This is a genomic window from Exiguobacterium sp. s129 (genome assembly GCF_018617585.1).
Classification (GTDB): Bacteria; Bacillota; Bacilli; order Exiguobacteriales; family Exiguobacteriaceae; genus Exiguobacterium; species Exiguobacterium aestuarii_A.
On sequence record NZ_JACSKL010000014.1, the window covers coordinates 20,029 to 41,756 of the forward strand.

Annotated in this window: 19 protein-coding genes and 1 riboswitch; of the genes, 6 read left to right on the forward strand and 13 right to left on the reverse strand. The window is 46.9% G+C overall.

Annotated elements, in window-relative coordinates; translation table 11 throughout:
- Positions 1 to 6: 6 nt before the first annotated feature.
- On the reverse strand, positions 7 to 2,076 hold the full coding sequence (locus tag KNO92_RS12810) for an alpha-amylase family protein (protein WP_214761593.1): 2,070 nt from the start codon (positions 2,074 to 2,076) through the stop codon (positions 7 to 9).
- Positions 2,077 to 2,227: 151 nt separating this feature from the next.
- Between KNO92_RS12810 and KNO92_RS12815 the strand changes: the two genes are divergently transcribed.
- Positions 2,228 to 2,851, forward strand: a complete 624-nt coding sequence (locus KNO92_RS12815) for a hypothetical protein (protein WP_214761595.1) — start codon at positions 2,228 to 2,230, stop codon at positions 2,849 to 2,851.
- 41 nt (positions 2,852 to 2,892) lie between these two features.
- Here the strand turns inward: KNO92_RS12815 and KNO92_RS12820 are convergent, their stop codons facing one another.
- Complete coding sequence (locus KNO92_RS12820) at positions 2,893 to 4,938, reverse strand: heavy metal translocating P-type ATPase (RefSeq protein WP_214761597.1); 2,046 nt, start codon at positions 4,936 to 4,938, stop codon at positions 2,893 to 2,895.
- Between the two features lie 108 nt (positions 4,939 to 5,046).
- On the reverse strand, positions 5,047 to 5,409 hold the full coding sequence (locus KNO92_RS12825) for an ArsR/SmtB family transcription factor (RefSeq protein ID WP_214761599.1): 363 nt from the start codon (positions 5,407 to 5,409) through the stop codon (positions 5,047 to 5,049).
- 150 nt (positions 5,410 to 5,559) lie between these two features.
- On the opposite strand from KNO92_RS12825, the gene yhfH reads away from it, so the two are divergent.
- Positions 5,560 to 5,718, forward strand: a complete 159-nt coding sequence (yhfH, locus tag KNO92_RS12830; protein ID WP_214696823.1) for a protein YhfH — start codon at positions 5,560 to 5,562, stop codon at positions 5,716 to 5,718.
- Between the two features lie 35 nt (positions 5,719 to 5,753).
- On the opposite strand, the gene KNO92_RS12835 is transcribed toward yhfH, so the two are convergent.
- The 3 genes from KNO92_RS12835 to KNO92_RS12845 all read right to left on the reverse strand — a co-directional run bounded on the left by KNO92_RS12835 (position 5,754) and on the right by KNO92_RS12845 (position 7,769).
- Positions 5,754 to 6,095: a fluoride efflux transporter FluC gene (locus KNO92_RS12835; protein ID WP_214696821.1), complete on the reverse strand. Its 342-nt coding sequence runs from the start codon at positions 6,093 to 6,095 to the stop codon at positions 5,754 to 5,756.
- Positions 6,092 to 6,484 (reverse strand): fluoride efflux transporter CrcB, encoded by a 393-nt coding sequence (gene crcB / locus KNO92_RS12840; protein WP_214696819.1) that lies wholly within the window; start codon positions 6,482 to 6,484, stop codon positions 6,092 to 6,094. Before crcB ends, KNO92_RS12835 begins: the two co-directional genes overlap by 4 nt.
- A gap of 82 nt (positions 6,485 to 6,566) precedes the next feature.
- On the reverse strand, positions 6,567 to 7,769 hold the full coding sequence (locus tag KNO92_RS12845; protein WP_074032995.1) for an ornithine--oxo-acid transaminase: 1,203 nt from the start codon (positions 7,767 to 7,769) through the stop codon (positions 6,567 to 6,569).
- Between the two features lie 155 nt (positions 7,770 to 7,924).
- Here KNO92_RS12845 and KNO92_RS12850 point away from each other — a divergent pair, with 155 nt between their 5' ends.
- Positions 7,925 to 9,979, forward strand: a complete 2,055-nt coding sequence (locus KNO92_RS12850; RefSeq protein WP_214696817.1) for an EAL domain-containing protein — start codon at positions 7,925 to 7,927, stop codon at positions 9,977 to 9,979.
- An 18-nt stretch (positions 9,980 to 9,997) separates the two neighbouring features.
- Here the strand turns inward: KNO92_RS12850 and KNO92_RS12855 are convergent, their stop codons facing one another.
- Positions 9,998 to 11,401, reverse strand: coding sequence for a basic amino acid/polyamine antiporter (locus KNO92_RS12855; protein WP_214696816.1), 1,404 nt, complete (start codon positions 11,399 to 11,401; stop codon positions 9,998 to 10,000).
- A gap of 223 nt (positions 11,402 to 11,624) precedes the next feature.
- Between KNO92_RS12855 and KNO92_RS12860 the strand changes: the two genes are divergently transcribed.
- Positions 11,625 to 13,250 carry a peptide ABC transporter substrate-binding protein gene (locus KNO92_RS12860; RefSeq protein WP_214696814.1) on the forward strand — a complete coding sequence of 542 codons (1,626 nt, stop codon included), beginning with the start codon at positions 11,625 to 11,627 and terminating at the stop codon, positions 13,248 to 13,250.
- Positions 13,251 to 13,616: 366 nt separating this feature from the next.
- Here KNO92_RS12860 and KNO92_RS12865 read toward each other — a convergent pair whose 3' ends face one another.
- The 3 genes from KNO92_RS12865 to ade all read right to left on the reverse strand — a co-directional run bounded on the left by KNO92_RS12865 (position 13,617) and on the right by ade (position 17,666).
- The gene (locus KNO92_RS12865) at positions 13,617 to 15,209 is read right to left on the reverse strand and encodes a Na+/H+ antiporter NhaC family protein (protein WP_214696812.1); all 1,593 of its coding nucleotides are present in this window, start codon (positions 15,207 to 15,209) and stop codon (positions 13,617 to 13,619) included.
- A 112-nt stretch (positions 15,210 to 15,321) separates the two neighbouring features.
- Positions 15,322 to 15,496: riboswitch (Lysine riboswitch) on the reverse strand.
- A gap of 57 nt (positions 15,497 to 15,553) precedes the next feature.
- Complete coding sequence (locus KNO92_RS12870; protein ID WP_015880753.1) at positions 15,554 to 15,838, reverse strand: hypothetical protein; 285 nt, start codon at positions 15,836 to 15,838, stop codon at positions 15,554 to 15,556.
- Positions 15,839 to 15,956: 118 nt separating this feature from the next.
- Complete coding sequence (ade, locus tag KNO92_RS12875) at positions 15,957 to 17,666, reverse strand: adenine deaminase (protein ID WP_214761601.1); 1,710 nt, start codon at positions 17,664 to 17,666, stop codon at positions 15,957 to 15,959.
- Between the two features lie 119 nt (positions 17,667 to 17,785).
- Between ade and KNO92_RS12880 the strand changes: the two genes are divergently transcribed.
- The gene (locus KNO92_RS12880) at positions 17,786 to 18,322 is read left to right on the forward strand and encodes a gamma carbonic anhydrase family protein (protein ID WP_214761603.1); all 537 of its coding nucleotides are present in this window, start codon (positions 17,786 to 17,788) and stop codon (positions 18,320 to 18,322) included.
- A gap of 109 nt (positions 18,323 to 18,431) precedes the next feature.
- Positions 18,432 to 18,617 carry a hypothetical protein gene (locus tag KNO92_RS12885; protein WP_214696806.1) on the forward strand — a complete coding sequence of 62 codons (186 nt, stop codon included), beginning with the start codon at positions 18,432 to 18,434 and terminating at the stop codon, positions 18,615 to 18,617.
- A 98-nt stretch (positions 18,618 to 18,715) separates the two neighbouring features.
- Here KNO92_RS12885 and KNO92_RS12890 read toward each other — a convergent pair whose 3' ends face one another.
- From KNO92_RS12890 to alr, 3 genes are all read right to left on the reverse strand, one after another.
- Positions 18,716 to 19,270: a nitroreductase family protein gene (locus KNO92_RS12890; RefSeq protein WP_251127014.1), complete on the reverse strand. Its 555-nt coding sequence runs from the start codon at positions 19,268 to 19,270 to the stop codon at positions 18,716 to 18,718.
- Between the two features lie 93 nt (positions 19,271 to 19,363).
- Positions 19,364 to 20,656 carry a diaminopimelate decarboxylase gene (lysA, locus tag KNO92_RS12895; RefSeq protein ID WP_214696796.1) on the reverse strand — a complete coding sequence of 431 codons (1,293 nt, stop codon included), beginning with the start codon at positions 20,654 to 20,656 and terminating at the stop codon, positions 19,364 to 19,366.
- A complete protein-coding gene (alr, locus tag KNO92_RS12900; RefSeq protein WP_214696794.1) occupies positions 20,626 to 21,714 on the reverse strand; it encodes an alanine racemase in 1,089 nt (362 codons plus the stop codon). Before alr ends, lysA begins: the two co-directional genes overlap by 31 nt.
- Positions 21,715 to 21,728: the final 14 nt, after the last annotated feature.

Genomic DNA, 21,728 nt, shown 5'->3' on the forward strand with positions numbered 1-21,728 from the left:
GTTTTTTCATTTCATCTCATACACTTTGACTTCACCAGGTTTTAAATCGACATGGAGATTCCATTGTTCATCAAACGCATGTTCCGCATATGGCCACGAAGTCGGTGAGTAGACCATCTCTGCAAAGCGACTAGCGTTCCAATTTCGGCGACGTACACCATCAAGCGAAACCACGCCTCGTAACGACTCCCACATATTTGTGTTCGCTACAACGATCAACGTATCGTTCGTCTCCGGACGTAACCACGCGAACCCGATAAACGGTGCAAATGGCTCGTCTAAAATAAGTGGTTCAAAATGGTTCGGATCAACGAGTACATCAAGCCAACGGCGACGAATCTCTGCCACTTGATGCATCACTTCAATCATCTCATCTCGCTCCGGATGATCCCAATGGAACTGATACGCATCAAAGAACGCGAGTTTTCCGAAATACGGGTCAGTCGGGAAGAGTTGATACGCTTCTTCAGGACGGCAATCGAGTCCGGTATTCATCGGCTGCGTTTCATATAATTCAAGTCCAGAGTTTGTCATCGGGACGCCATTCGGCATAAAACCGTTCAGGACTGTCAACAATCGACTTGCTTGTCGTCCCCCTTCTCGCGTCGCCAGTCGACGTGTATCCGCCGTTTCCCCTGCTGCGAATACTGGAAGTGGTAAAAAGCGTGAGTCGTATAAGAATTGATGGGTTTCATGCGTGTCGAATCGAGGTTCTTTATAAAAACCATATCCGATGATCATGTTATAACCGGCATCTTTCGCCGCCCATGCTCCTGCTTCAATCAATTCTTCCGCGATAAAGCTAAAGTTTGAGTCGAGTGAGCGTGGTTTTGCTAAAATGCGCTGTGCCAAATCGACAGGGAGTGCATGTCCCATGTCGATGCGTGCGCCATCAATGCCATATTCGCGTTGATAGTGTGGAATGATATCGGCGAGCATTTCCCAAAGTGGCTCGTTGATCACATTTCCCCGGAATTGATTGGACTTGATTGAATCAAACAGAATATAAGGAGCGATATTCGCATCGTTCACATAAGGAGCCGCCGCAAGCGGATGGTCTAAGAAGAGACGAAAGTAAGTCACATCCGACCAAGGCGGTTGCGGATCGTTGATACAGTCTGAAAAGGCAGGCGCTGTCGTCAATCCGAACTCTCGTTCAATCGTCGCGAGGACGTTCTCTTCTGGATGATCGATCAAAAAAGCGCGTACTCGCTCCCATTTTTCAGCATCAAGTAAGTTCGGAGCCATCGAGAACCGTCTCAAGTGTTGCCAGACATCTTCTGAGTTGTACACCATTGGTAAGAAAGCAAATTCTGGTTTTACATTCTCTCCAATCCCTGGCACAGATGGTGGATGATAATAATCGACTTCGGCTAGCGGAATCCAGTAGAACCACTCCGGATTTTCAAGGATGAGTCGATTGTCTCGCGCACATGTCCGAGGAATGACGTCGATGACGACACGAATCCCTACCATGTGACAAGCTTCCACAAATGCTGAAAACTCTTCTTCGACAGTCATCGCATCGCCAGTCAATGTTTCCTTTAACTCTTCATCAATGGCAAAGAAATCTTGAACGGCATAAGGAGAGCCAAATTCACCTTTCTTATTTTTATGACTATGCTGTGAAATCGGTAACAGGAATAATGTATCAATCCCCATATAAAGGAGATGTGGAATGAGCGCAAGCGTTTTCACAAATGTGCCCGTGTCTTTCATTCCTAGTGAGTTCTGCATCTCCACATAACCCGATCCATCGTGATCCCAAGAAGTCGATGTACGAACTTGCATCGAATAGACAGAGGCACGCTTAATCCAATCGCCACCCGTCTGTAAATGACCATCTGCACTCGCGATGGACGTCTGATATTCTCGATTTTCTACCGCATATGGAAGAATCGCTTTCTCTATTGTTTCTACTAAAAAATCATACGGATTTACACGCTCGACCCCGTCACGAATCGGTTCAGAAGGAAAATGCATACGATTCCACAGACTCGGAATCTCATAAGTAAGATTCGTTCGCTGATCTTGTAACACCTGGTACAACTTGTGTAACAATGAATTCTCTGACATATTGACTCTCCTTAAGCTTCTAATGGTCTTCTGTTGTATAAAGTTCTTACACTAATTGATTATACATTTACCCGTTTTTTCCTTTTTCAAAAAAATATTTTCTGTCGACTTTTCCAAAATCATGTACGATGGAGTAGAAAGGAGGGTCACGATGTCACAACGAAAGTGGATTTTACTATGGATCAGCCTATCCGTGCTATCCATCTCGATCATCGGTATTTTTATTTTTCAATTGAGAGAGACGAATGAGCGGCTCGAAATCATACAAGATGAACAACTCGGCTCTTACGAGGCGATTGAAGATATCATGTATTATAACGTTGAGCGAGCAAACGCCATCCGTGGTTTACTCGCCTACGAAGACCGACACTTTTTAGAAATGTACTATAGCATGTCTCGACAAGCCAGGGCATTGAAACAGTCCGTCATCGATGACCTGGACACACCGAGTTCCGTCCTCGATTTACTCGAGCGAGATGCCATATGGGAAAAAGAAGCCGATCGTGTACTCGTCATCTATGAAGAAGGCGACCTGACGAAAGCCACTGCAGTAGCCGAGACGATGACACAGCAACGTCAGACCATCCTAGAGGACTTACGGTCGCTCAAGCAGATGCAGTATAAAGATATCCAGAAAGAGTTGATCGCTGCAGAAAATCAAGTCTCATTCTTAACTCAAGTACTGTTCACCATCACGTTCTTATTGATTGCGATCATCGTCATCCTTACCTTTTTACTGGTGCGCATTAAACCTGAACATGAAACAATCGAATAGAGAAAGGAGTGTTTCAGACTGATGCTGAAACACTCCTTTTGTCATGATGATGTCATTCGTAATAATCTCGTCGCATTCGCGATGGCAAGCAGTGCCACACCGACGTCCGCGAAGACAGCTTCCCACATCGTAGCAATTCCGAATAATCCTAAAATCAACACAAGCGCTTTCGTCCCGAACGCTAAGAAGATATTTTGCCAGACGACACGTTTTGTCTGCTTCCCGATCTCGATGGCTCGGACCACATCGTTCGGGTCGTCATGCATCAAGACAACATCCGCTGCCGTGACCGCTGTATCACTTCCGACTCCCCCCATAACAAGCCCGACATCGGCTCGTGCTAACGCTGCCGCATCGTTCATTCCATCTCCGACAAATGCAACTTTTTGGGAGGAGGTCATCTGTTCAATCGCTTCTACTTTTTCGTGCGGAAGCAATTCGCCTCGTACCTCATCTAGTCCGAGTCGTTCGCCGATTGTTGTAGCGACTTCGCATCGGTCTCCCGATAACATCACCGTCCGGTATCCGGCATCCTTCAACGCTTGGATTGCAGGATACGCATCCGGCTTCACCGTATCCATTAATTCGATTCGTCCTAGCCAACGATTGTTTTTCATCACGTGAACACTTGTCCCAATCGATGTATCCTCAATCGTTTGACCTAAATACCTCATATACCGGGCGCTACCCACGTAAATATGATCATCGCCATCATGGGCATGGAGACCATATCCGGGCTCTTCTTGAATCGATTCGAACGGCTGAACGTCTCCGACTCGATTGACGATGGCTCGCGCGAGCGGATGATTCGATGCTCGTTCGACGCGAGCGGCAAGGTGCAACAATTCTTCAGCGTGCACCCCTTCTGTTGTTACAACGTTCGTCACTTCAAACCGTCCTGTTGTTAATGTTCCTGTCTTATCAAAGACGACAGTGTCCACTTCTGTTAACGTGTCTAAATATTCTCCACCTTTTACAAGAACACCTTGTTTAGAGCCCGCTCCAATCCCACCGAAATAACCTAATGGAATCGAAATGACGAGCGCACACGGACAACTGATGACGAGGAAAATGAGCGCACGGTAGACCCACTCTGACAAGTCTCCCACAAATAGCGGTGGGACAAATGCGACGAGTGTCGCCATAACGACAACGAAAGGTGTATAGACTTTCGCCAATCGGGTAATCATCTGTTCTGTCTTCGCCTTTTTCCCGTTCGCCTCTTCTACGAGGGCAATCATCTTTTGAAGGCTCGATTCGGCGGCGAGCTTCGTCGTCCGGATGACGAGTCGTCCTTCCAAATTGATCATCCCCGCCAACACCTCTTCACCTGCTCTCACTTGACGAGGAACCGCCTCACCTGTCAATGAAGCTGTATCGAGTGAACTCGCACCACTGAATACAACCCCATCCATCGGAACGAGTTCTCCGGCACGGACAATTAGGTGTGAACCGCTTACTACATCTTCTGGCAATCGCTCGACTTCTTCCTCACCAATTAGTACACGAGCGAGCGTTGGTCTCATATTTAACAAAGATTGTATCGACTTCCGCGAAGCGCGCACCGCACGCCCTTGCACGTATTCTCCAAGTTGATAAAACAACATGACCGCTACGGCTTCCGGATATTCGGCAATCGCGAATGCTCCGATGGTCGCGATGGTCATTAAGAATTTTTCGTCAAACCATTCCCTGTGCCATACATTTCGGACGGCACCATATACGACATCATATCCAGCCAGCCCATACGCTACGATGTAACCTGGAATGGAATCCATCCAAAGGGCAATCGAAAATATGAGGGCAGCCGCAAGGAATCGCCAAAGGACCGTATCTCGTTGTTCGGTTTGATCTTCCTCTGTTTTGATAAACTTCGCACCCGGTTCGATTCGTTTCATTGTCTGCTCGATTGACTCGAGCATTGCTTTGCGTTCAGAAACATCAATCCATTCAATCACCATTCGGCTCGTTGCGAAATCAATTTGGCAAGATGCCACTTCTTCGCGTTTCGTGACATCTCGCTCAATTTTTGCCGCACAGTTCGTGCAGGTGATTCCAGACACAGGTAACACGTCTCGATTTTTCATTCCACTCCCCCTAACATTCAAACGTTCATTTGAATATATCGTAACGCGAAATGAAATTCATGACAATAGAAAAAATGACCGAACCCTAAAAGGATCCGGTCATTGAATTCAAACATCTTTCTGTTCTTCGCTATGGGCCAGCGCAATTTCAACAAGTTGTCTGACATGTTCGTCGTCTAATGAATAATACACGACTTTCCCCTCTTTGCGATATTTCACCAGCCCTTGTTCGAGTAACGTCCGTAAGTGATGGGATGCGGTCGCATTCGAATGACCGATGATGGCGGCAACATCACAAACGCAAAGTTCATGTTCGAGCGTCAGGACATACAGTACTTTCAAACGAGTCGGGTCAGCGAACGCTTTAAACAATCGACTGACACGTGGGGCGTCCAATTGTGCCAAGGCAGTTTGTAGCGTCGGTACGTCTTCTGATTGGATCCCAATCGTCTCACATTGGGGCACTTTCATATTTTTCACCTCGTCTTTTATGTATACAGTGTAGCAAAAATTCGTTGATATATCTGTTATATATTATAGTTGACTTATATACTTCTGTTATAATACAATCATGACAACAACCAAAACTGTCAGACAATTTACCGAAGGAGGTATCTTCATATGAATGAATGGGCGAGCCGACTCGAATCATCTGTCGAGTTTTATCAAAAATTACCGGATAAGACATGTCAGGAATGTGGAAAACATATGGACGAACAGTGCGAGTCATACGAAACGACTTGTGCTTCATGCACAGAAAAGCTTCAACACGCAGAATAACACAACACCCCTTCGATTGAAGGGGTGTTGTGTTATTACATCGACCAACCGATGTAAGCCGCGATTAGTCCGAACAGATAGGTCGCAAGCAAATAGAGACCGAATCGAATCCAGTCTTTTGTCGCAAACCGCATCAATTCAAGTTTTAAGGTCGAGAACGTCGTAAACGAACCAAAAAATCCGATACCTAAAAAGAGAATGAGCGATTGGTGATCGGTATGCGCGTACAAGTACCCGAGACCAAACGACCCTGTTATATTGACGAACAACGTCGCCCACGGAAAAGTTGAATCAGACCATTTTTTCATGGTCTGACCGATTGCGAAGCGGAGAATCGCACCGATGAAAGCGCCAGCTGTAACCCAAAGAAGCGTCATTTCACTTCACCTCTTGTCGACGTTTTTATTCCAATGTGATAACCAAACCAGGAACTCCATAAACCGAGTGTGATGCTGAGGAATACATATGTAACAGCGAGAAGTATATGATCATTTTCAGCTAATTGAATCGTTTCTACACTAAACGTGGAAAACGTGGTAAACGACCCGATCATTCCGGTTCCGATAATCGTGACGATTTGAGGAGAAGGTTTTCCCCTTTGAAGGAATCGATGCGTCAGCCATCCTAACAGAAAGCTTCCAATTAAATTGATGAACAGTGTCGCGACTGGAAACGGGCTCGTTCCGAAAGAAGCGACTAGTAATCCAAGTCCGTACCGTGCCAACGCTCCAACTGCACCTGCTAACCCAACGTATACGTACAGCATCTCATGCCCTCCTCCACGAAAAAGACACCTGCAACATGCAGGTGTCCATTCAACTGAGGCTATTATACCAAGCTGTCGCTGTTTACGAAATAGCTGCCGGAGCAAGAACTGCTTCGATTGCTTCAAACGCTTGATCGAGTTCTTCTTTCGTGATGACGAGAGGTGGAGCCAATCGAATGACTGTCTCATGCGTTTCCTTGCAGAGAAGTCCACGTTCTTTAAGTGCCTCACAATATGGACGAGCCGCTTCGGTCAATTCGATGCCGATGAATAATCCGCGTCCACGGACGTCGCGAATCATCGGATTATCGATTGATTTCAAACGTTCCATGAAATACGTCCCTAACTCTAACGAACGCTCGACAAGTTTCTCTTCTTCCAACACTTCGAGCGCTGCGACTGAGACCGCAGAAGCGAGCGGGTTTCCACCAAATGTCGAGCCGTGTGATCCTGGATTAAACACAGAAAGAATTTCTTGATCCGCGGCAACGCATGAAATTGGGAAGACACCGCCTCCAAGCGCTTTTCCGAGAATGTACATATCCGGTGTGACATCTTCCCACTCGATGGCAAACCATTTTCCTGAACGACCAAGCCCAGACTGAATCTCATCAGCCACGAATAGGACGTTGTGTTGTTGACAGAGTTCAGATGCACGTTTCAAGTAACCTTCTGGTGGAATGATGATTCCTGCCTCACCTTGAATCGGTTCCACGATGAACGCTGCTGTATTCTCTGTGATTGCCGCTTCAAACGCATCGATATCGCCATATGGTACGACTTTGAATCCTGGTAATAATGGTCCGAACCCACGTTGGTACTCTGCTTCAGTCGACATCGACACAGCAGCCATCGTACGTCCATGGAAGTTTCCGGTGCAGACGATAATTTCGGCCTGACCTGGAATCCCTTTTACTTCATACGCCCAACGACGGGCTGTTTTTACCGCTGTCTCTACGGCTTCTGCGCCCGTGTTCATCGGCAACACCATTTGTTTTTTTGTAAGCGTTACCACTTTGTCGTAAAAGCGTCCGAGTTGATCGTTGTAGAAGGCACGTGACGTCAACGTAATCTTATCTGCCTGATCTTTGAGCGCTTGAATGATTTTCGGATGGCAGTGTCCCTGGTTGACTGCAGAGTATGCACTTAACATATCCATGTAGCGATTCCCCTCAGGATCGGTTACCCAAATCCCTTTCGCCTCCGAAATAACAATCGGTAGTGGATGATAGTTGTGTGCCCCGAATTTTTCTGTCAGCTCAATCACATCATGTGTTTTTGACATATTGCTTCCCCCTTATTCAAAACTATCTTACCCTTACAGTATATGATGTCCGCCTTTCTTTTGACAATGACGTACTTAACCATTTCTTGAATTGGCAAAATCAGGTACACTGACATTAGAATATGCATTGAGCATGACAGATTGGAGGAAATGATGTGGCTTCATTGCGTGATTTATCGGTAGATCAATTCATCGATGCTTTGTCTGTACCGTGTTGTTATATTTCTCAAGATGGTACGGTTCTGTTATGGAATACACATGCCGAAGTATTGTTCGGGTGGGAACGTGAAGAAGTCCTCCATCAACCACTTCCTGTCGTTCGGCAGTTAGGACATGCTTTGGAGACATGGACACCGCTCCTCCTTCAATATCCATTTTCGACGACGGCGATGACGCCTTTTCAACATAAAGATGGCTCCGTCATTTATGCGACCGCATACTTGCAATCTTTTTCGCTCGAAGGGATATACGGCTACTTTCTCGCCTTCCTGCCAAAAGGATTCGGACCTCTCATTAGCACAGAACAATTCAATTTACTTCATCATTTTCAAGAAATGATCAAGCAATCGACCCATTACTTGGCAACGAACGCAAAAGGGGAAATCGTCGATATCAATCCATCCTTATGTCGTTTACTCGATGCAACGGAGCAGCAACTAATCGGACGAGATTGGTTCGAACTCATTCATGACGAAAGTGACCAGAGCAGGGTTTCACGTGATGTCTTAAAGTCCTTGGCGACGAATCGCATCTGGAACGGAGAAATGCCGATTTCTTGCAAAGAGCATGATGATGAGCCTTGTTGGCTTAATTTGACCGTCGTGCCGATTGTTAGTGAAAAAAATGATGTGATTCAGTATACGGCGTTTGGATTCGATGTTTCAGAAAAGAAACGTCTCGAAAAAGAAGTTCGATTCCTTGCTTATCAAAACGAATTAACAGGACTCTACAATAAAAAAGGATTCTTACGTCAATACGATTCAATCCTTCAACAAATCGATGAGCGAGAAGGACTTCTCCACATCGCTTTATTCGATATCGATCGCTTCAAAATCATAAACGAATCGTTCGGATCTCGCGTCGGGAATGAGCTCCTCGTCCAAATCAAGGAGCGCGCAATCCACCTCATCCCGGAATCTGCTTTATTGTTCCATCCGACGGGCGGACTATTCGGTGTCATGTATTTTGAAGAATCTAAAGAAGAAGTGTTCCAATCACTCCGTCATCTGCAACACGAATTGCAACGCCCATTCCGAATCTACCATCACTCAATCATGGTATCGATTTCAGTCGGCTGTGTGTTTTATCCATCTTCTGCGAGTTCGCTCGAGGAACTGTATACGCGCGCCGAAAGTGCCCTCTTCAAAGGAAAACAGATTGGAGTTGGCACGATTCAATTCGTGACAAAAGATATGGATGCCGCATTCTCAAGACAAATTCATATCGAGAAAGCCTTATACCGTGCGTTAGAAGAAAAACATTTTTATCTCGAGTATCAGCCGAAGTATGAGTTGGCGACAGACCGTCTCATCGGTTTTGAAGCGCTCCTTCGCTGGCATCACGAAGAATTGGGACAAATCCCGCCTTCCGAGTTCATTCCACTCGCAGAAGAGATGGCGCTTATCGTCCCGATCAACAACTGGGTCATTTTAGAGGCGACGAAACAGTTAAAGACATGGAAAACTGAATTTGAACAACCACTCTCGATGGCGATTAACATTTCACCAAACCAGTTCCGGAGCGACAGTTTCTTGAATACGCTTCGAAACATCAAGCAACAACTCCAACTCGACACATCAGATGTCATTTTAGAAATTACGGAAAGCTTAGTCATGCAACAAACCGATGAAATCATTGAGCGCATGGAGCAAATCAAGCGACTGAATTACCGTCTGTCGATTGACGATTTTGGAACGGGCTTCTCGTCCTTGCAGTATTTAAAGTCATTCCCAGTCGACGAACTTAAGATTGATAAAGTATTTCTCGACGATTGGATGACATCTAAATCTCACTTGCTAGACGTCATCGTCCATCTCGGGAAGAGTTTAAACCTTCACGTCGTGGCCGAAGGGGTCGAAGACGAAGAGATGCTTCAGCATTTAAAGTCTACCGCGTGTGATTCATTCCAAGGTTACCTGTATGCAAGACCTGCTTCTCCAGAGGCAATCGAACAATTACTCCGGTCATCAAAAAACTCACCGAACGCATGAAGCGTTTGGTGAGTTTTCTTATAATGCAATCGATGATGTCCAAAGACCATATACGCCATACGTGGCACATAACAAAATAATGACAGCGATAATCGACTGCGTGCGTGTTAAGAACGGGCGTCCCTGTTCTCGCTCTGCCAACAGGAAGACAAAAATACCAGGTGCGTAAAGAATCATCGCAATCAGGACGTATTCGATTCCTGATGCATACAGTAGCCATGTGGCGTATATCGAGGCGATGGCAGAGATGACCATCATCCGTAACGATGCCGTCCGCTTCGCTTCCATCCATCCATAAAGTGCCGAGAAAAGATATGGAACGAGCGCTGCGATCCCGGCGATACTCGACAAGACAAGGTACGTCTGCTCCGAGAATAATGCAACAGCTGTGACGACTTGCGTAAACACTTGTGTGATCAATAATGCGTTCACTGGCGTATCGTTTGCGTTCAATCGATTGAACACTTTCGGGAAGACACCGTCTCGACTAGCGACGTACGAAATTTCGGTCGCTAAAATCGTCCATCCGAGCAATGCGCCTGTCAATGAGACGAGCAACCCGATATTAATCAATGTCGCCCCGAACGGTCCAACGACCGCCTCTAACACATAGGCCATCGACGGTTCTGGTAACGCCGCGAGCTGTTCTTGCGTCATGACACCGAACGAGAAAATCGAAATCATCATATAAATTAACAATGTGCCGATCAATCCAATCACTGTCGCTCGTCCCACATCTTTTTTTTGACGCGCGCGCGAGGATAAGACGACTGCCCCTTCAATACCGACGAACGCCCATAATGTCACGAGCATCGTAGACTTCACTTGAGGGAAAACATTTGCCCAAACAAATCCAGACTCGCCCCAAAAGTCGACCCGGAACGTGTTAATCTGAAACGCAAAGAGAATGAGCACGATGAACAAGAAAATCGGAACGAGCTTCGCAATCGTCGTGACGATGTTCAACAGTGCCGCCTCCCGCATTCCACGGGAAATGAGCCAAAATAATCCCCAAACCAAAATTGCACTGACGAACAAACGGAACAATCGATGTTCTGCCGAGAATACAGGGAAAAAGTATGCCAACGTGCTAAAAATCAAGGTGATGTTTGCCACTGTCCCAATCCATGCTGACATCCAGTAACCCCAGCCGCTGTTGAATCCGACAAATTTGCCGAACCCTTCCCGTGCATAGGCGTAAATGCCACCTTCTAACTCAGGACGCGTGTCCGCTAAAAACTGAAAGACAAAGGCGAGCATGATCATCCCAATCCCTGTAATCCCCCATCCGATTAAAACAGGTCCTACACCTGCCCCTTGTGCCATAGCACCTGGGAGATTAAAGGCACCTCCACCAATCATTGTCCCGACGACCATGGCCGCGAGACCGAAAAAGCCGATTCCGGCTGAATGTTGTTTCAAATTAACGCCTCCACCAATCTATAATCTTATCGAATAACTATACAAAGATACTGTATAATCATTCGTCGATTTTTCTATTCTACTTCCTAAAAGGATTGAGGGATAGATATTCTAAATAAGTTTATATTTTCGAATAATTTGAAAAATTCCATTGCATATTCATCCTAGATGTAGTTTAATTACAACATATTCTAAATTATCAGAATTTTCGGGAGGTTGTATGATGCGTAACAAAAAATGGCTAGCTTTATCGGGGGTCGCTTTATTAGCGACAGCAGCTTGTAGTACAGGAGACGACTCATCGAGTTCGGAGGATTCATCTTCAAGCGATGCTAAAAAAGAAATTACGATGGTATCGGCGACAGATTTGCCACAGCTCGATCCAACACTTACGACGGACTCGACATCGATTATCGTGACGAACAACGTGTTCGAAGGGTTATATCGTCTAGACGAGAACAACCAACCGACACCAGGGATCGCCGAAGATGTCGAAGTATCAGAGGATGGTCTTACATACACGTTTAAACTACGTGACGCGAACTGGTCAGATGGCTCACCGATTACAGCTGAAGACTTTGTCTACTCTTGGAAACGCGCACTCAATCCAGAAACAGGTGCCGAATATGCGTATATCCTTCAAGACTTAAAAAATGCAAACAAAATCCTTGCAGGCGAAGCGTCTCTTGACGATCTCGGTGCGAAAGCAATCGACGAGAAGACACTTGAAGTTCAGTTGGAAGCACCCGCACCATATTTCTTAGGATTAACTGGTTTCCCAACATACATGCCGCAAAAACAAGAGTACGTCGAAGAACAGGGCGAAGAATTCGCGACTTCTGTCGACAAGACGCTCTATAACGGTCCTTATGTGTTGAGCGAATGGCAAGACAATGCAGGATGGGTCTATAAGAAAAACCCAGAGTATTGGGATGCTGAAAACGTGAAGATGGATACGATCAACGTCAAAGTCGTAAAAGACGTATCGACGGGTGTCAACTTGTTCGAGTCAGGCGAAGCGGACTACACGCTTCTCTCATCTGAATTCGTTCCACAATTTGAAGACAGCGACGAATTCAAGACGCGTGCCGATGCACGGATCAACTTCCTTCGTTTCAACCAAAAGAACGAGGCGCTTCAAAACGTTAACATTCGTGAGGCACTCGCCAAAGGATTTGATAAACAAAGTGTAACGGATGTCATCTTGACGGACGGTTCACAACCAGCGAACTTCATCGTGGCGAAAGATTTCACATTCACAGAAAACGGCGCTGATTTCCGTGAGAAGCATCCAGACCTCCTCAGCTACAATGTTGATGAAGCGAAAGCCGCTTGGGAGAAAGGTCTTGAAGAGCTAGGAGTTGAAACAATCGAGCTCGAGTTCCTCTCACGTGATGAAGAAGCGTTCAAGAAAGTCAACGAATTCATCAAAGGTGAACTCGAGAAAAACTTGCCTGGTTTAACGCTTAACATCAAACAACAACCGTTCAAAAACTTCCTTGACCTCGAAGGAAAAGGTGAGTATGACGTTTCTGCTGCTGGATGGGGCCCTGACTACCAGGATCCAATGACATACCTCGATATGTGGGTCACAGACGGACCATTCAACCGTATGGAGTACTCAAACGACGAGTATGATCAATTGATCCAATCAGCGAAGAAAGAAGCCGATCAGATGAAGCGTTGGGAAACGATGCAAGAAGCTGAACGTATCCTTCTTGAAGAAGATTTCGCAATCGCTCCGATTTACCAAAAAGGTGAAGCATACTTAGAGCGTTCAAACATCGAAAACATGTACCGTCACCCGTTCGGTGCCGATGCGAGCTTCAAGTGGCTTGACGTCAAATAATGAGATAACATCCTTGATACCTATACGGATCAAGGATGTTTTTCTGTGGTGAAAGGGATTTTTACTTATGAAGAGTTGGACGCTATGGCTCACCCTATTGGCTACCGCAATCTGCATCCTCAATATTTTTTGGATTTGATGACCGGAACTTCTTATTGTTTTGACTTCACCTCCATTTGGGTTACTCGAGACAGCTTGGTTTTCCTCACATATCATCCATTCGACCTCACTGCCACAGTCAGCACTGTACATGGTGACAGCCTCCTTCTGGTTCATTCTCGGTAGACTGTTCGATCGTCTAGTTGATTCAGCAAAAACACACAAAAAAAAGACTTCCATCGATGTGATGGAAGTCTTTTTCATCTATTAAGCTTCACGCTGTGCGCGAATGTCAGCAGGTACTTTCCCACGTTTTGAAATCACTTGCGCGATTCCCACTAGTACCACAAACGAGATCAATGCCGCAAAGAACCCGATCCAAATCGATGCTGTGATTCCGAGTACCAAGTATCCAATCGCTGATACGATTGCTGCAAGGATCGCATATGGTAATTGCGTCAACACGTGATCGATATGGTGTGAGCCAGCTCCTGTTGAACTGAGAATCGTTGTATCCGAAATTGGTGAACAGTGGTCACCGAACACCGCACCTGCCAATACAGCAGCGAGTGATGCGAGAAGAAGCTCTGGTTCGACTGCCATGATCAAGTCCGCCCCGATCGGAAGCATCAAACCAAACGTTCCCCAGCTCGTCCCTGTCGAGAATGCCATAATTCCGGCAATCAAGAAGAGAAGAAGTGGCAAGTACGAAGCAGCAATTGTATCCGTGACGAAGCTCGCCAAGTATTCCCCTGTCTTCATGTCACTGATAACTGCAATGATTGTCCAAGCAAACAAGAGGATGAGGACGGCTGGCCACATCGCACGGACGCCTTCCCATGCCGCTTTTCCATAGTCACGCGCCGGGATTTTACGGCCGACAAGAAGAAGGAGTGCGACAATCAAGCTGATGACGACACCTGCGACGAGCGAACGTGTCACGTCTGTCGATTCGAACGCCCCGATCAATGAGAAGTTCTGACCATCTGCTGCAAGTGCTTGTCCACCTGTATAGAGCATTGCCGAAACAGTCGCAATGATAAGTGTGATGATCGGAACGATCAAGTCGCGAACTTTCCCACCTTCGTGTTCATGCAAATCTTCGCTCATTCCCATTGGCTTTCCTTTTGCTGAATCATACAATTCACCTTGAAGGGCACGAAGTTCATGCGTACGCATCGGTCCGATGGCAAGTCCAGTAAAGGCCACATACGCTGTCAACAAGAGTGCGAAGACGGCATAGAAGTTCATCGGAATGATTTGAATGAACGCAGAGAATGATGAGTAGCTATCAATCGAATATTTTGTCAAAATTCCAGCGATGATGGCGATGATGTACGCACCCCAACTTGAAAGCGGGCTGATGACACAGACAGGTGCTGCTGTTGAGTCAATCGTGTACGCAAGTTTCGCGCGTGAGATGTTTTTACGGTCTGTGAGTGGACGACTGATGTTCCCGACCGCCAAACTGTTAAAGTAGTCATCGATAAAGATCAAAATACCAAGACCAAACGATACGAGACGCGCTCCGCGTGCCGTCTTGACGTTTGCAGCAGCCCATTCACCGAATGCGCGTGCGCCACCTGACGTTTGAATGATTGACGATAAAATTCCGAGAAGGAGCAAGAACGCAATCAACAATACGTTCCATTCGTTAATGGCTCCATCCGACCAGAATAGGGCAATGATGTTCGACCACAAGTATTGAATCGAATCGAGCGGATTGAAACTATGCAAGAGAAGCACCCCTGCGATAATCCCGACACCGAGTGATGGGATGACCTTTCTTGTTGTGATTGCCATAATAATTGCGAGTAATGCCGGTACAAGTGAAAGTACCGAAGTTGAATAATCTACCATGCTGAATTCCTCCTTTTTTATTAGGATGAGGCCCCCCTATGCTTAAAAAAACGCAAAGCGAGGGCATCGGCAACAAAGCCGACACCCTCGCTGGATGTTCCGTCTTTCTTAGCCGACTTGGAGCGCTCCATACGTAAATATGTATGGCAGTCCGACGGGTATTTCCCGTCAGCCCAGCACAACCCCACGGACATGGTGTTGCACTTCGGCGATCCTGCCTTTTTGTAGTCCTCATCGTTGTCATCCTCCGACTACTTACTCATCAGCATCGCACCTCTACCTCATCGATAGCACGAATATTCATTTAAAGTTACGTCTAAATTATCACAAGTTGACGTCACATATCAATAGTTTTTTTCATCACGAATGATTCTCTTCAAAACAGCAAGCGCTTCTTGGTCATTCGTCTCTACTGCTTTAAAGAAATCGTTGAAGAAGTGGTATAACACGAATCGGTCAGCGTGAGACTTCGTCTGTTCTTTAATCGTAGAAAAGATGAGTCGCCGTAAACGGCGTTTCGTCTGTGTTTCTTCTGGCAGTTCTTCGCATCGGTCCTTGAAAGCACGATATACAGAATTGATCAATTCCTCATGTTCATCATACGACCGATTGTAAGCAACTTGTTCCATCTGTAATATCCCCCCTTTCAAATTTGACCCGATGAAACTTGTCGTAACTATACCAACTTCCTGTCAGTCATTCAATCGTTATCGACCGTTCTTAACAAAAATCATACGTTAGACCGAGTCAATCGTTGATGAATGAGAAAGTGGTCACGTCGAACAATCCCATGTCGGTCAATTTCAAATCTGGAATAACCGGTAAGGCAAGGAATGACATCGTCAAGTATGGATTAAAGTGACGGTGTGCACCGACAACGTCGAGCGCATCATTTAACTGTTCGAGAATATCTGCGACTTCACGGTAAGGACGTTTTGTCATGAGACCACCGATTTCAAGCGGGAGCACGGCGAGCACTTCCCCTTCCGATACGGCAACGACCCCTCCGCCTACTTTTTCGAGTGTTCTCGCTGCGAGTAACATATCTTCCGGGCTGACTCCAGCGATGACCAAATTGTGGCTGTCATGGGCAACAGTAGCTGCAAGTGCACCTCGTTTTAATCCGAATCCTGTGACGGGAGCTAGCGCCATGTGACCTGTCCCATGATGACGTTCGATGACGGCGAGCGTGGCGATATCCTGTGATAAATCTGCCCCTGACGCATCTGGTTGGAACGTGAGACGTTGTCGTTTTGTCAACAAGCTGTTCGGAAGCACTTGAATGACATCCACTTCTTCCTCGCTCGGGGCAAGTCGGAACGAGTCAGCAGTCAATTCAGGTAATGCTAGTTCACCTTTCATCGGTTTTGGCACTTCAATCCCCTCAGCGTTAAATGTCGCATTCCCTGCTTCGGCGACGAGCGTACCATTGACGTACACTTGCTCGATTTTTACCGATTCGACGTCTGACAAGATAACGAAGTTTGCTTTCTTCCCAGGTGCGATGGCCCCGATTTCTTTTAACCCGTAGGCTTCTGCCGCATGTAAGCTCGCCATCGCATAGGCCGTCTCTAGCTTGACGCCTTGCTTGATCGCTGTACGAATGTTGTAGTCAATTCCACCTTCTGCGACCAAGTCATCCAAATGTTTATCGTCTGTACAGAAAAGGAAACGATGGGCATTGCTTTCTGTCACGGCCAAACTGACCTTCTCTACATTTCGTGCAACGGAACCTTCCCGAATTTGAACGTAGAATCCACGTCGTACCCGTTCAATCGCCTCTTCGGCCGTCGTACATTCGTGGTCCGTCATGATTCCTGCTGAACGATATACATTCAATTGATTGGGGTTGAGACCTGAAGCATGGCCATCCACGACTTTGCCCACTTGTTCCGTCTGCGCAATCTTTTGAAGCATATCCTCGCTTCCTGCTTCAACCGATGGATAGTCCATGACTTCACCTAATCCATGTACACCAGGGTCTCCTAAAAACGGTGCCAAGTCCTCTGCGTACAACTTTGCACCTGCATGTTCGAATGGTGTCGCCGGCACACAGCTCGGTAACATCATGCGGACGTCAAGCGGTAGCCCTTTTGCATCCGCTAACATATATTCAATCCCAAGCGCCCCGTTCACGTTCGCAATCTCATGCGGGTCCGCAATAACCGTCGTGACCCCGAGTGGCAAGACCGCTTTCGCAAACTCATGAGGTGGGACCATCGACGACTCGATATGGACGTGCGAATCGATAAAGGACGGGGCAAGCGTCCAAGTCGGGTCATGATATTCGACCTCTCCATCGTATCCTTCCCCAATTGCCACGATATACCCGGCATCGATGGCGACGTCCGTACGAATCGTCTCACGACTGTACACGTCAATCACAGCGACGTCTTTAAAGACGACGGCCGCTTTCTTTTTCTTTGCGGCGATGTCAATCAAATGTTGTTTCTCCATCTTTTGATCTCCTTATTCAACGTATTTTAACTATCTTACCAAGAATATTCTTTTCGTTGCAATTTCTTTTTCAAGTTGTGCGACAATGATAGCATATCGATCTGAAAGGGGTTACAACGATGCAATACAAACTAGGAGAACTGACACCACACGTCGATTCGACGACTTATCTTGCACCAGGATCACATGTCATTGGCGATGTGACAATCGGGGCACACTCAGGAGTATGGTTCAACACCGTCATCCGTGGAGACGAGGGTCCGATTCGAATCGGTTCTTATGTCAATATTCAGGATGGTTCGATGATCCATCAATATGAGGGTTCACCGACCATTATCCATGACCGTGTCTCGATTGGTCATATGGCGATGATTCACGGGTGCGAGATTGAAGAGGATTGCTTGATCGGGATGCACGCTACCGTGCTCGATGGTGCAAAAATCGGGAAAGGGTCATTCGTGGCTGCGGGTGCGCTTGTGACACCGAATATGCAAGTCCCTGAAGGGGTGATGGTGATGGGCGTACCAGCAAAAGTCGTCCGTCCTCTGAACGACGAAGACCGCTTCATCATGGAGAGAACGGTTAAGAAGTATGCGAAACGTGCTGAGCAGTACCAACAGTCGTGCGTACCCATAAGCGAAACGCATAGTTTTTGAAAGCGTTTACAAGATTCATAAAATGTTAACGTTTCTCTCGAATTTTCTAAACAGTTCCTTTGTATACTAAAGATGTAGCCAAGCTGACGTATTGAAAGGAGCCCACTCTATGTATCCGAACCACGATCAACTCATGTTAGATTTGTACGCCTCATCGATCAACCCAAGTTATGGCCTTCATATCGATGATTCTTTCGATGACACGCTCCATGGTGCACATCGTGAGGTTTGGGAACGTATGCATTTGGATAATAGTAGAGAAGAAGATTCTAAAAATGGAGGAACGGCTGGATGATTCCAACACCTGTGATTCAAGATTGGCTCGCAACTAAATTAAAACGATAACGGATTTATATAGACAGCGAGCGAAGGAAGAATCCTTCGCTCGCTTTTTTATTCAAAAATGGTCAGGTGTGCATCAATTGGCTGTCGTGCTTTCGGTGCAGGAATATCTGCTGTGTCATATTTCCCGATTTGCAGAAGACCGATAAACGTCTCGCCTTCCGCTCCAATCATTTCTTTCAAACGCGCATCGTCAAATAGTCCACCCGTACGCCAGACCATTCCGATTTCACGTTCACTGAACAAGAGTTGAACATTTTGAATAAATGTCGCCGTCGCGAGCAACGCATCACGATTCCCTTTTTCCGTCTCAAATCGCTTTGCCGTCACATACATACACGTCGCTGCATTCAAGATGCGTCCTGTCACTTTTTCACGCTGTCCTTCTGACGCCTCCGAGAAGGCGGGCTCGAGCGCATCGAGTAGTACTTGTTTCCCATCCCCATTGAACACATACACGTTCCATGGCTCGACTTTATTATGAAACGGTGCGTGGTGTGCCGATTGCAACACCTCATAGAGCACCTTCGTATCAATCGGCTCTTCCTTGAAAATCCGAACCGTACGTCTGTCTTCAATTAACTGTTGTGCTGCTGTCTTTGTCATGACCATCACTTCCCCTTTTTTTCTCTTCTCTATCATAATTGAAAAACGTTCTCATTTCAAAATCAAAAAAAGACTACAGATTGCTCTGTAGCCTTAAATCGATTGGCCAATGACCTCGCATGCCACCAAGTCTTCAAACGTTTGGCGACGTACGACGAGGCGATGACGCCCATCCTTGACGAACACAACAGCAGGACGAAGCATTTGGTTATAGTTGCTCGCCATCGAGAAGTTATACGCTCCCGTTGCTTTGACGAGTAGCAAATCACCCGGTGTGACAGGAGGGATCAAGGAGCGGTTCGAGATGATATCTCCCGACTCGCAACACGCTCCGACAATTTTTGCCTCGAGCGTCTTCTCTTCATTCATCCGAGTCGCTGCCACGACTTCATATTCTGCGTCATATAGCGCCGGACGAATGTTATCTGTCATCCCACCATCGACGGACACAAACGTGCGTACGCCACTCACTTCTTTGACGGTTCCCACCTCATAAAGCGTGGCGCCTGCATTGGCGACGAGCCAACGACCAGGTTCAATCCCGATTTTCGGAAGTGGCAATTCACGTGCCTCGACTTCCTCGACCAACGTCTCCATCACACGCTCCATCGTTTGTGCGAAGTCGAGACGCTCGTCTTCATCCAAGTAAGCGACACCGAAGCCACCACCAATGTTTAACACATCCGTCGTATAGCCGGTCTCTTGACGAATCGTATCCATGAAGCGCACCATCGTCTTCACCGTGTTGATGAAGAGGGTCGGATCTTGAATTTGAGAACCGACGTGACAGTGAATGCCCTTCAACTGTAAATGTTCCGCTTCCAACGTCGCACGAACAGCATCCAAATACGTATCGTCATGCGTCGGAAAACCGAATTTTGTATCAACCCCACCCGTTTGAATCGCCGCATGGGCACCTCCAACGACTTGAGGCACGATGCGGAGAAGAACATCGACTTCACGATTATATTCAGCCGCAAGTCCTGACAAGAGGCTGATTTCACGCATGTTGTCAATGGTAAAGTGTGTAATCCCCTGTTCGAGTGCGAACGTGATATCCAAAATCGTTTTGTTCGACCCGTGGACGTGAATGCGCTCTGCCGGTACACCGGCATGCAGTGCCACGTACATCTCACCCCTCGAGACGACGTCGACACTTAAACCTGCCGCCATTACTTTTTCATACACGGCCGCAATCGATAACGCTTTTGACGCGTACAACGCATACGTATTCGGATACTTGTCTAGGAACGCATCCTGGACAATCCCAAGGCGACGCTCTAGTTCTGGCTCACTCATGATGTATAAAGGTGTCCCGTACGTCGCTTGAAGTTCACGGACGGACACACCTTCGATCAAACATTCTGATTGATTGGTGGTGTACATACAATTCCTCCTTCAAAGCGATGGGGGACACGCCATGAACGAGCACAGAGCTGTTCTGAATTGTTGGCGTAACCAACACGTGTCACGTCATCGATTTTCGTTTCTACCCCATACAGTGTGACCCGATCGCCGATTTGTACGTCGTCGTCCACTTTGATGAAGCTATGACTCATAAAGATATTGCTGACGAACGGATAGGCTTTCCCTTCAATATGAACAGGCAAGTGACGTCTCGCTCGCATTAACCCATCTCCGTATCCGACAGGAAGAACGGCGATGCGTTCCTTCGTTTCGGCCGTGTATCCCGTCCCATATCCGACGTGAGCACCTGCTTCAATGTCATGGACCGCGACCACTTCTGTCTCCCAATAGAAAGCGGGAACCAACCATTCAACGGGTTCGACCGATGAATAGCCATATAAGAAAATTCCGACACGCACATGTGTGCAATGATGCAAGCGCGCGTCATCTTGAAGCGTGGCTGCACTATTTGCCGCATGGATCAATTCAAACGTATGACGTTCCATCAAACGCGTCGACCAGTCGGCAAAACGTTCGACTTGCACGCTATGCTCGACTTCCGCGTTATCTGCATCCGCGAGCGGGAAGTGCGTACATAATCCGACGAGGTCCAGTCCTTCATTTTGACAGAAGGCGACGATTTGTAGCGCTTCTTCAAACGTTTTGGCACCGAATCGGTTCATCCCGACATCTAGTTTCAAGTGTAGGCGAACTCCATCGAGATGTTCTCGCTGTGAGACGAGCCATTCATATGACCCGATGGCGACATCAAAGTCATGGGCATGCACGTGTTGCCACTTATAGACCGGATTCATGACGAGGACACGAGCCGCTTCTGCATGCGTTCGAACTTCGATTGCTTCTTCGATTGTTGTCACCATGAAGTGACGGACCCCTTCATCATACAAAGTCGTCACAACTGGCTCCATCCCTAGGTTATAGGCGTTGTTTTTCACGACCGCAAACACGGGGCGCCCGAGCGCTTCAATCCGACGTTTGTTCTCGCGAATCGCATTCAAGTCAATTGTGACTCCCATCGTTCAAAACTCCT

Excerpts from the sequence above, each read along its gene's own strand:
- KNO92_RS12890 (WP_251127014.1), bottom strand. The coding sequence starts at position 19,270 with ATGACAAAGACAGCAGCACAACAGTTAATTGAAGACAGACGTACGGTT.
- KNO92_RS12815 (WP_214761595.1), top strand. The coding sequence starts at position 2,228 with ATGTCACAACGAAAGTGGATTTTACTATGGATCAGCCTATCCGTGCTA.
- KNO92_RS12865 (WP_214696812.1), bottom strand. The coding sequence starts at position 15,209 with ATGGTAGATTATTCAACTTCGGTACTTTCACTTGTACCGGCATTACTC.
- KNO92_RS12825 (WP_214761599.1), bottom strand. The coding sequence starts at position 5,409 with ATGAAAGTGCCCCAATGTGAGACGATTGGGATCCAATCAGAAGACGTA.
- KNO92_RS12870 (WP_015880753.1), bottom strand. The coding sequence starts at position 15,838 with ATGGAACAAGTTGCTTACAATCGGTCGTATGATGAACATGAGGAATTG.
- KNO92_RS12860 (WP_214696814.1), top strand. The coding sequence starts at position 11,625 with ATGCGTAACAAAAAATGGCTAGCTTTATCGGGGGTCGCTTTATTAGCG.
- KNO92_RS12880 (WP_214761603.1), top strand. The coding sequence starts at position 17,786 with ATGCAATACAAACTAGGAGAACTGACACCACACGTCGATTCGACGACT.
- KNO92_RS12820 (WP_214761597.1), bottom strand. The coding sequence starts at position 4,938 with ATGAAAAATCGAGACGTGTTACCTGTGTCTGGAATCACCTGCACGAAC.
- crcB (WP_214696819.1), bottom strand. The coding sequence starts at position 6,484 with ATGCTGTACGTATACGTTGGGTTAGCAGGTGCAGTTGGAGCGTTGGCA.
- KNO92_RS12885 (WP_214696806.1), top strand. The coding sequence starts at position 18,432 with ATGTATCCGAACCACGATCAACTCATGTTAGATTTGTACGCCTCATCG.
- KNO92_RS12810 (WP_214761593.1), bottom strand. The coding sequence starts at position 2,076 with ATGTCAGAGAATTCATTGTTACACAAGTTGTACCAGGTGTTACAAGAT.
- lysA (WP_214696796.1), bottom strand. The coding sequence starts at position 20,656 with ATGTACACCACCAATCAATCAGAATGTTTGATCGAAGGTGTGTCCGTC.
- KNO92_RS12835 (WP_214696821.1), bottom strand. The coding sequence starts at position 6,095 with ATGACGCTTCTTTGGGTTACAGCTGGCGCTTTCATCGGTGCGATTCTC.
- ade (WP_214761601.1), bottom strand. The coding sequence starts at position 17,666 with ATGGAGAAACAACATTTGATTGACATCGCCGCAAAGAAAAAGAAAGCG.
- yhfH (WP_214696823.1), top strand. The coding sequence starts at position 5,560 with ATGAATGAATGGGCGAGCCGACTCGAATCATCTGTCGAGTTTTATCAA.
- KNO92_RS12845 (WP_074032995.1), bottom strand. The coding sequence starts at position 7,769 with ATGTCAAAAACACATGATGTGATTGAGCTGACAGAAAAATTCGGGGCA.
- alr (WP_214696794.1), bottom strand. The coding sequence starts at position 21,714 with ATGGGAGTCACAATTGACTTGAATGCGATTCGCGAGAACAAACGTCGG.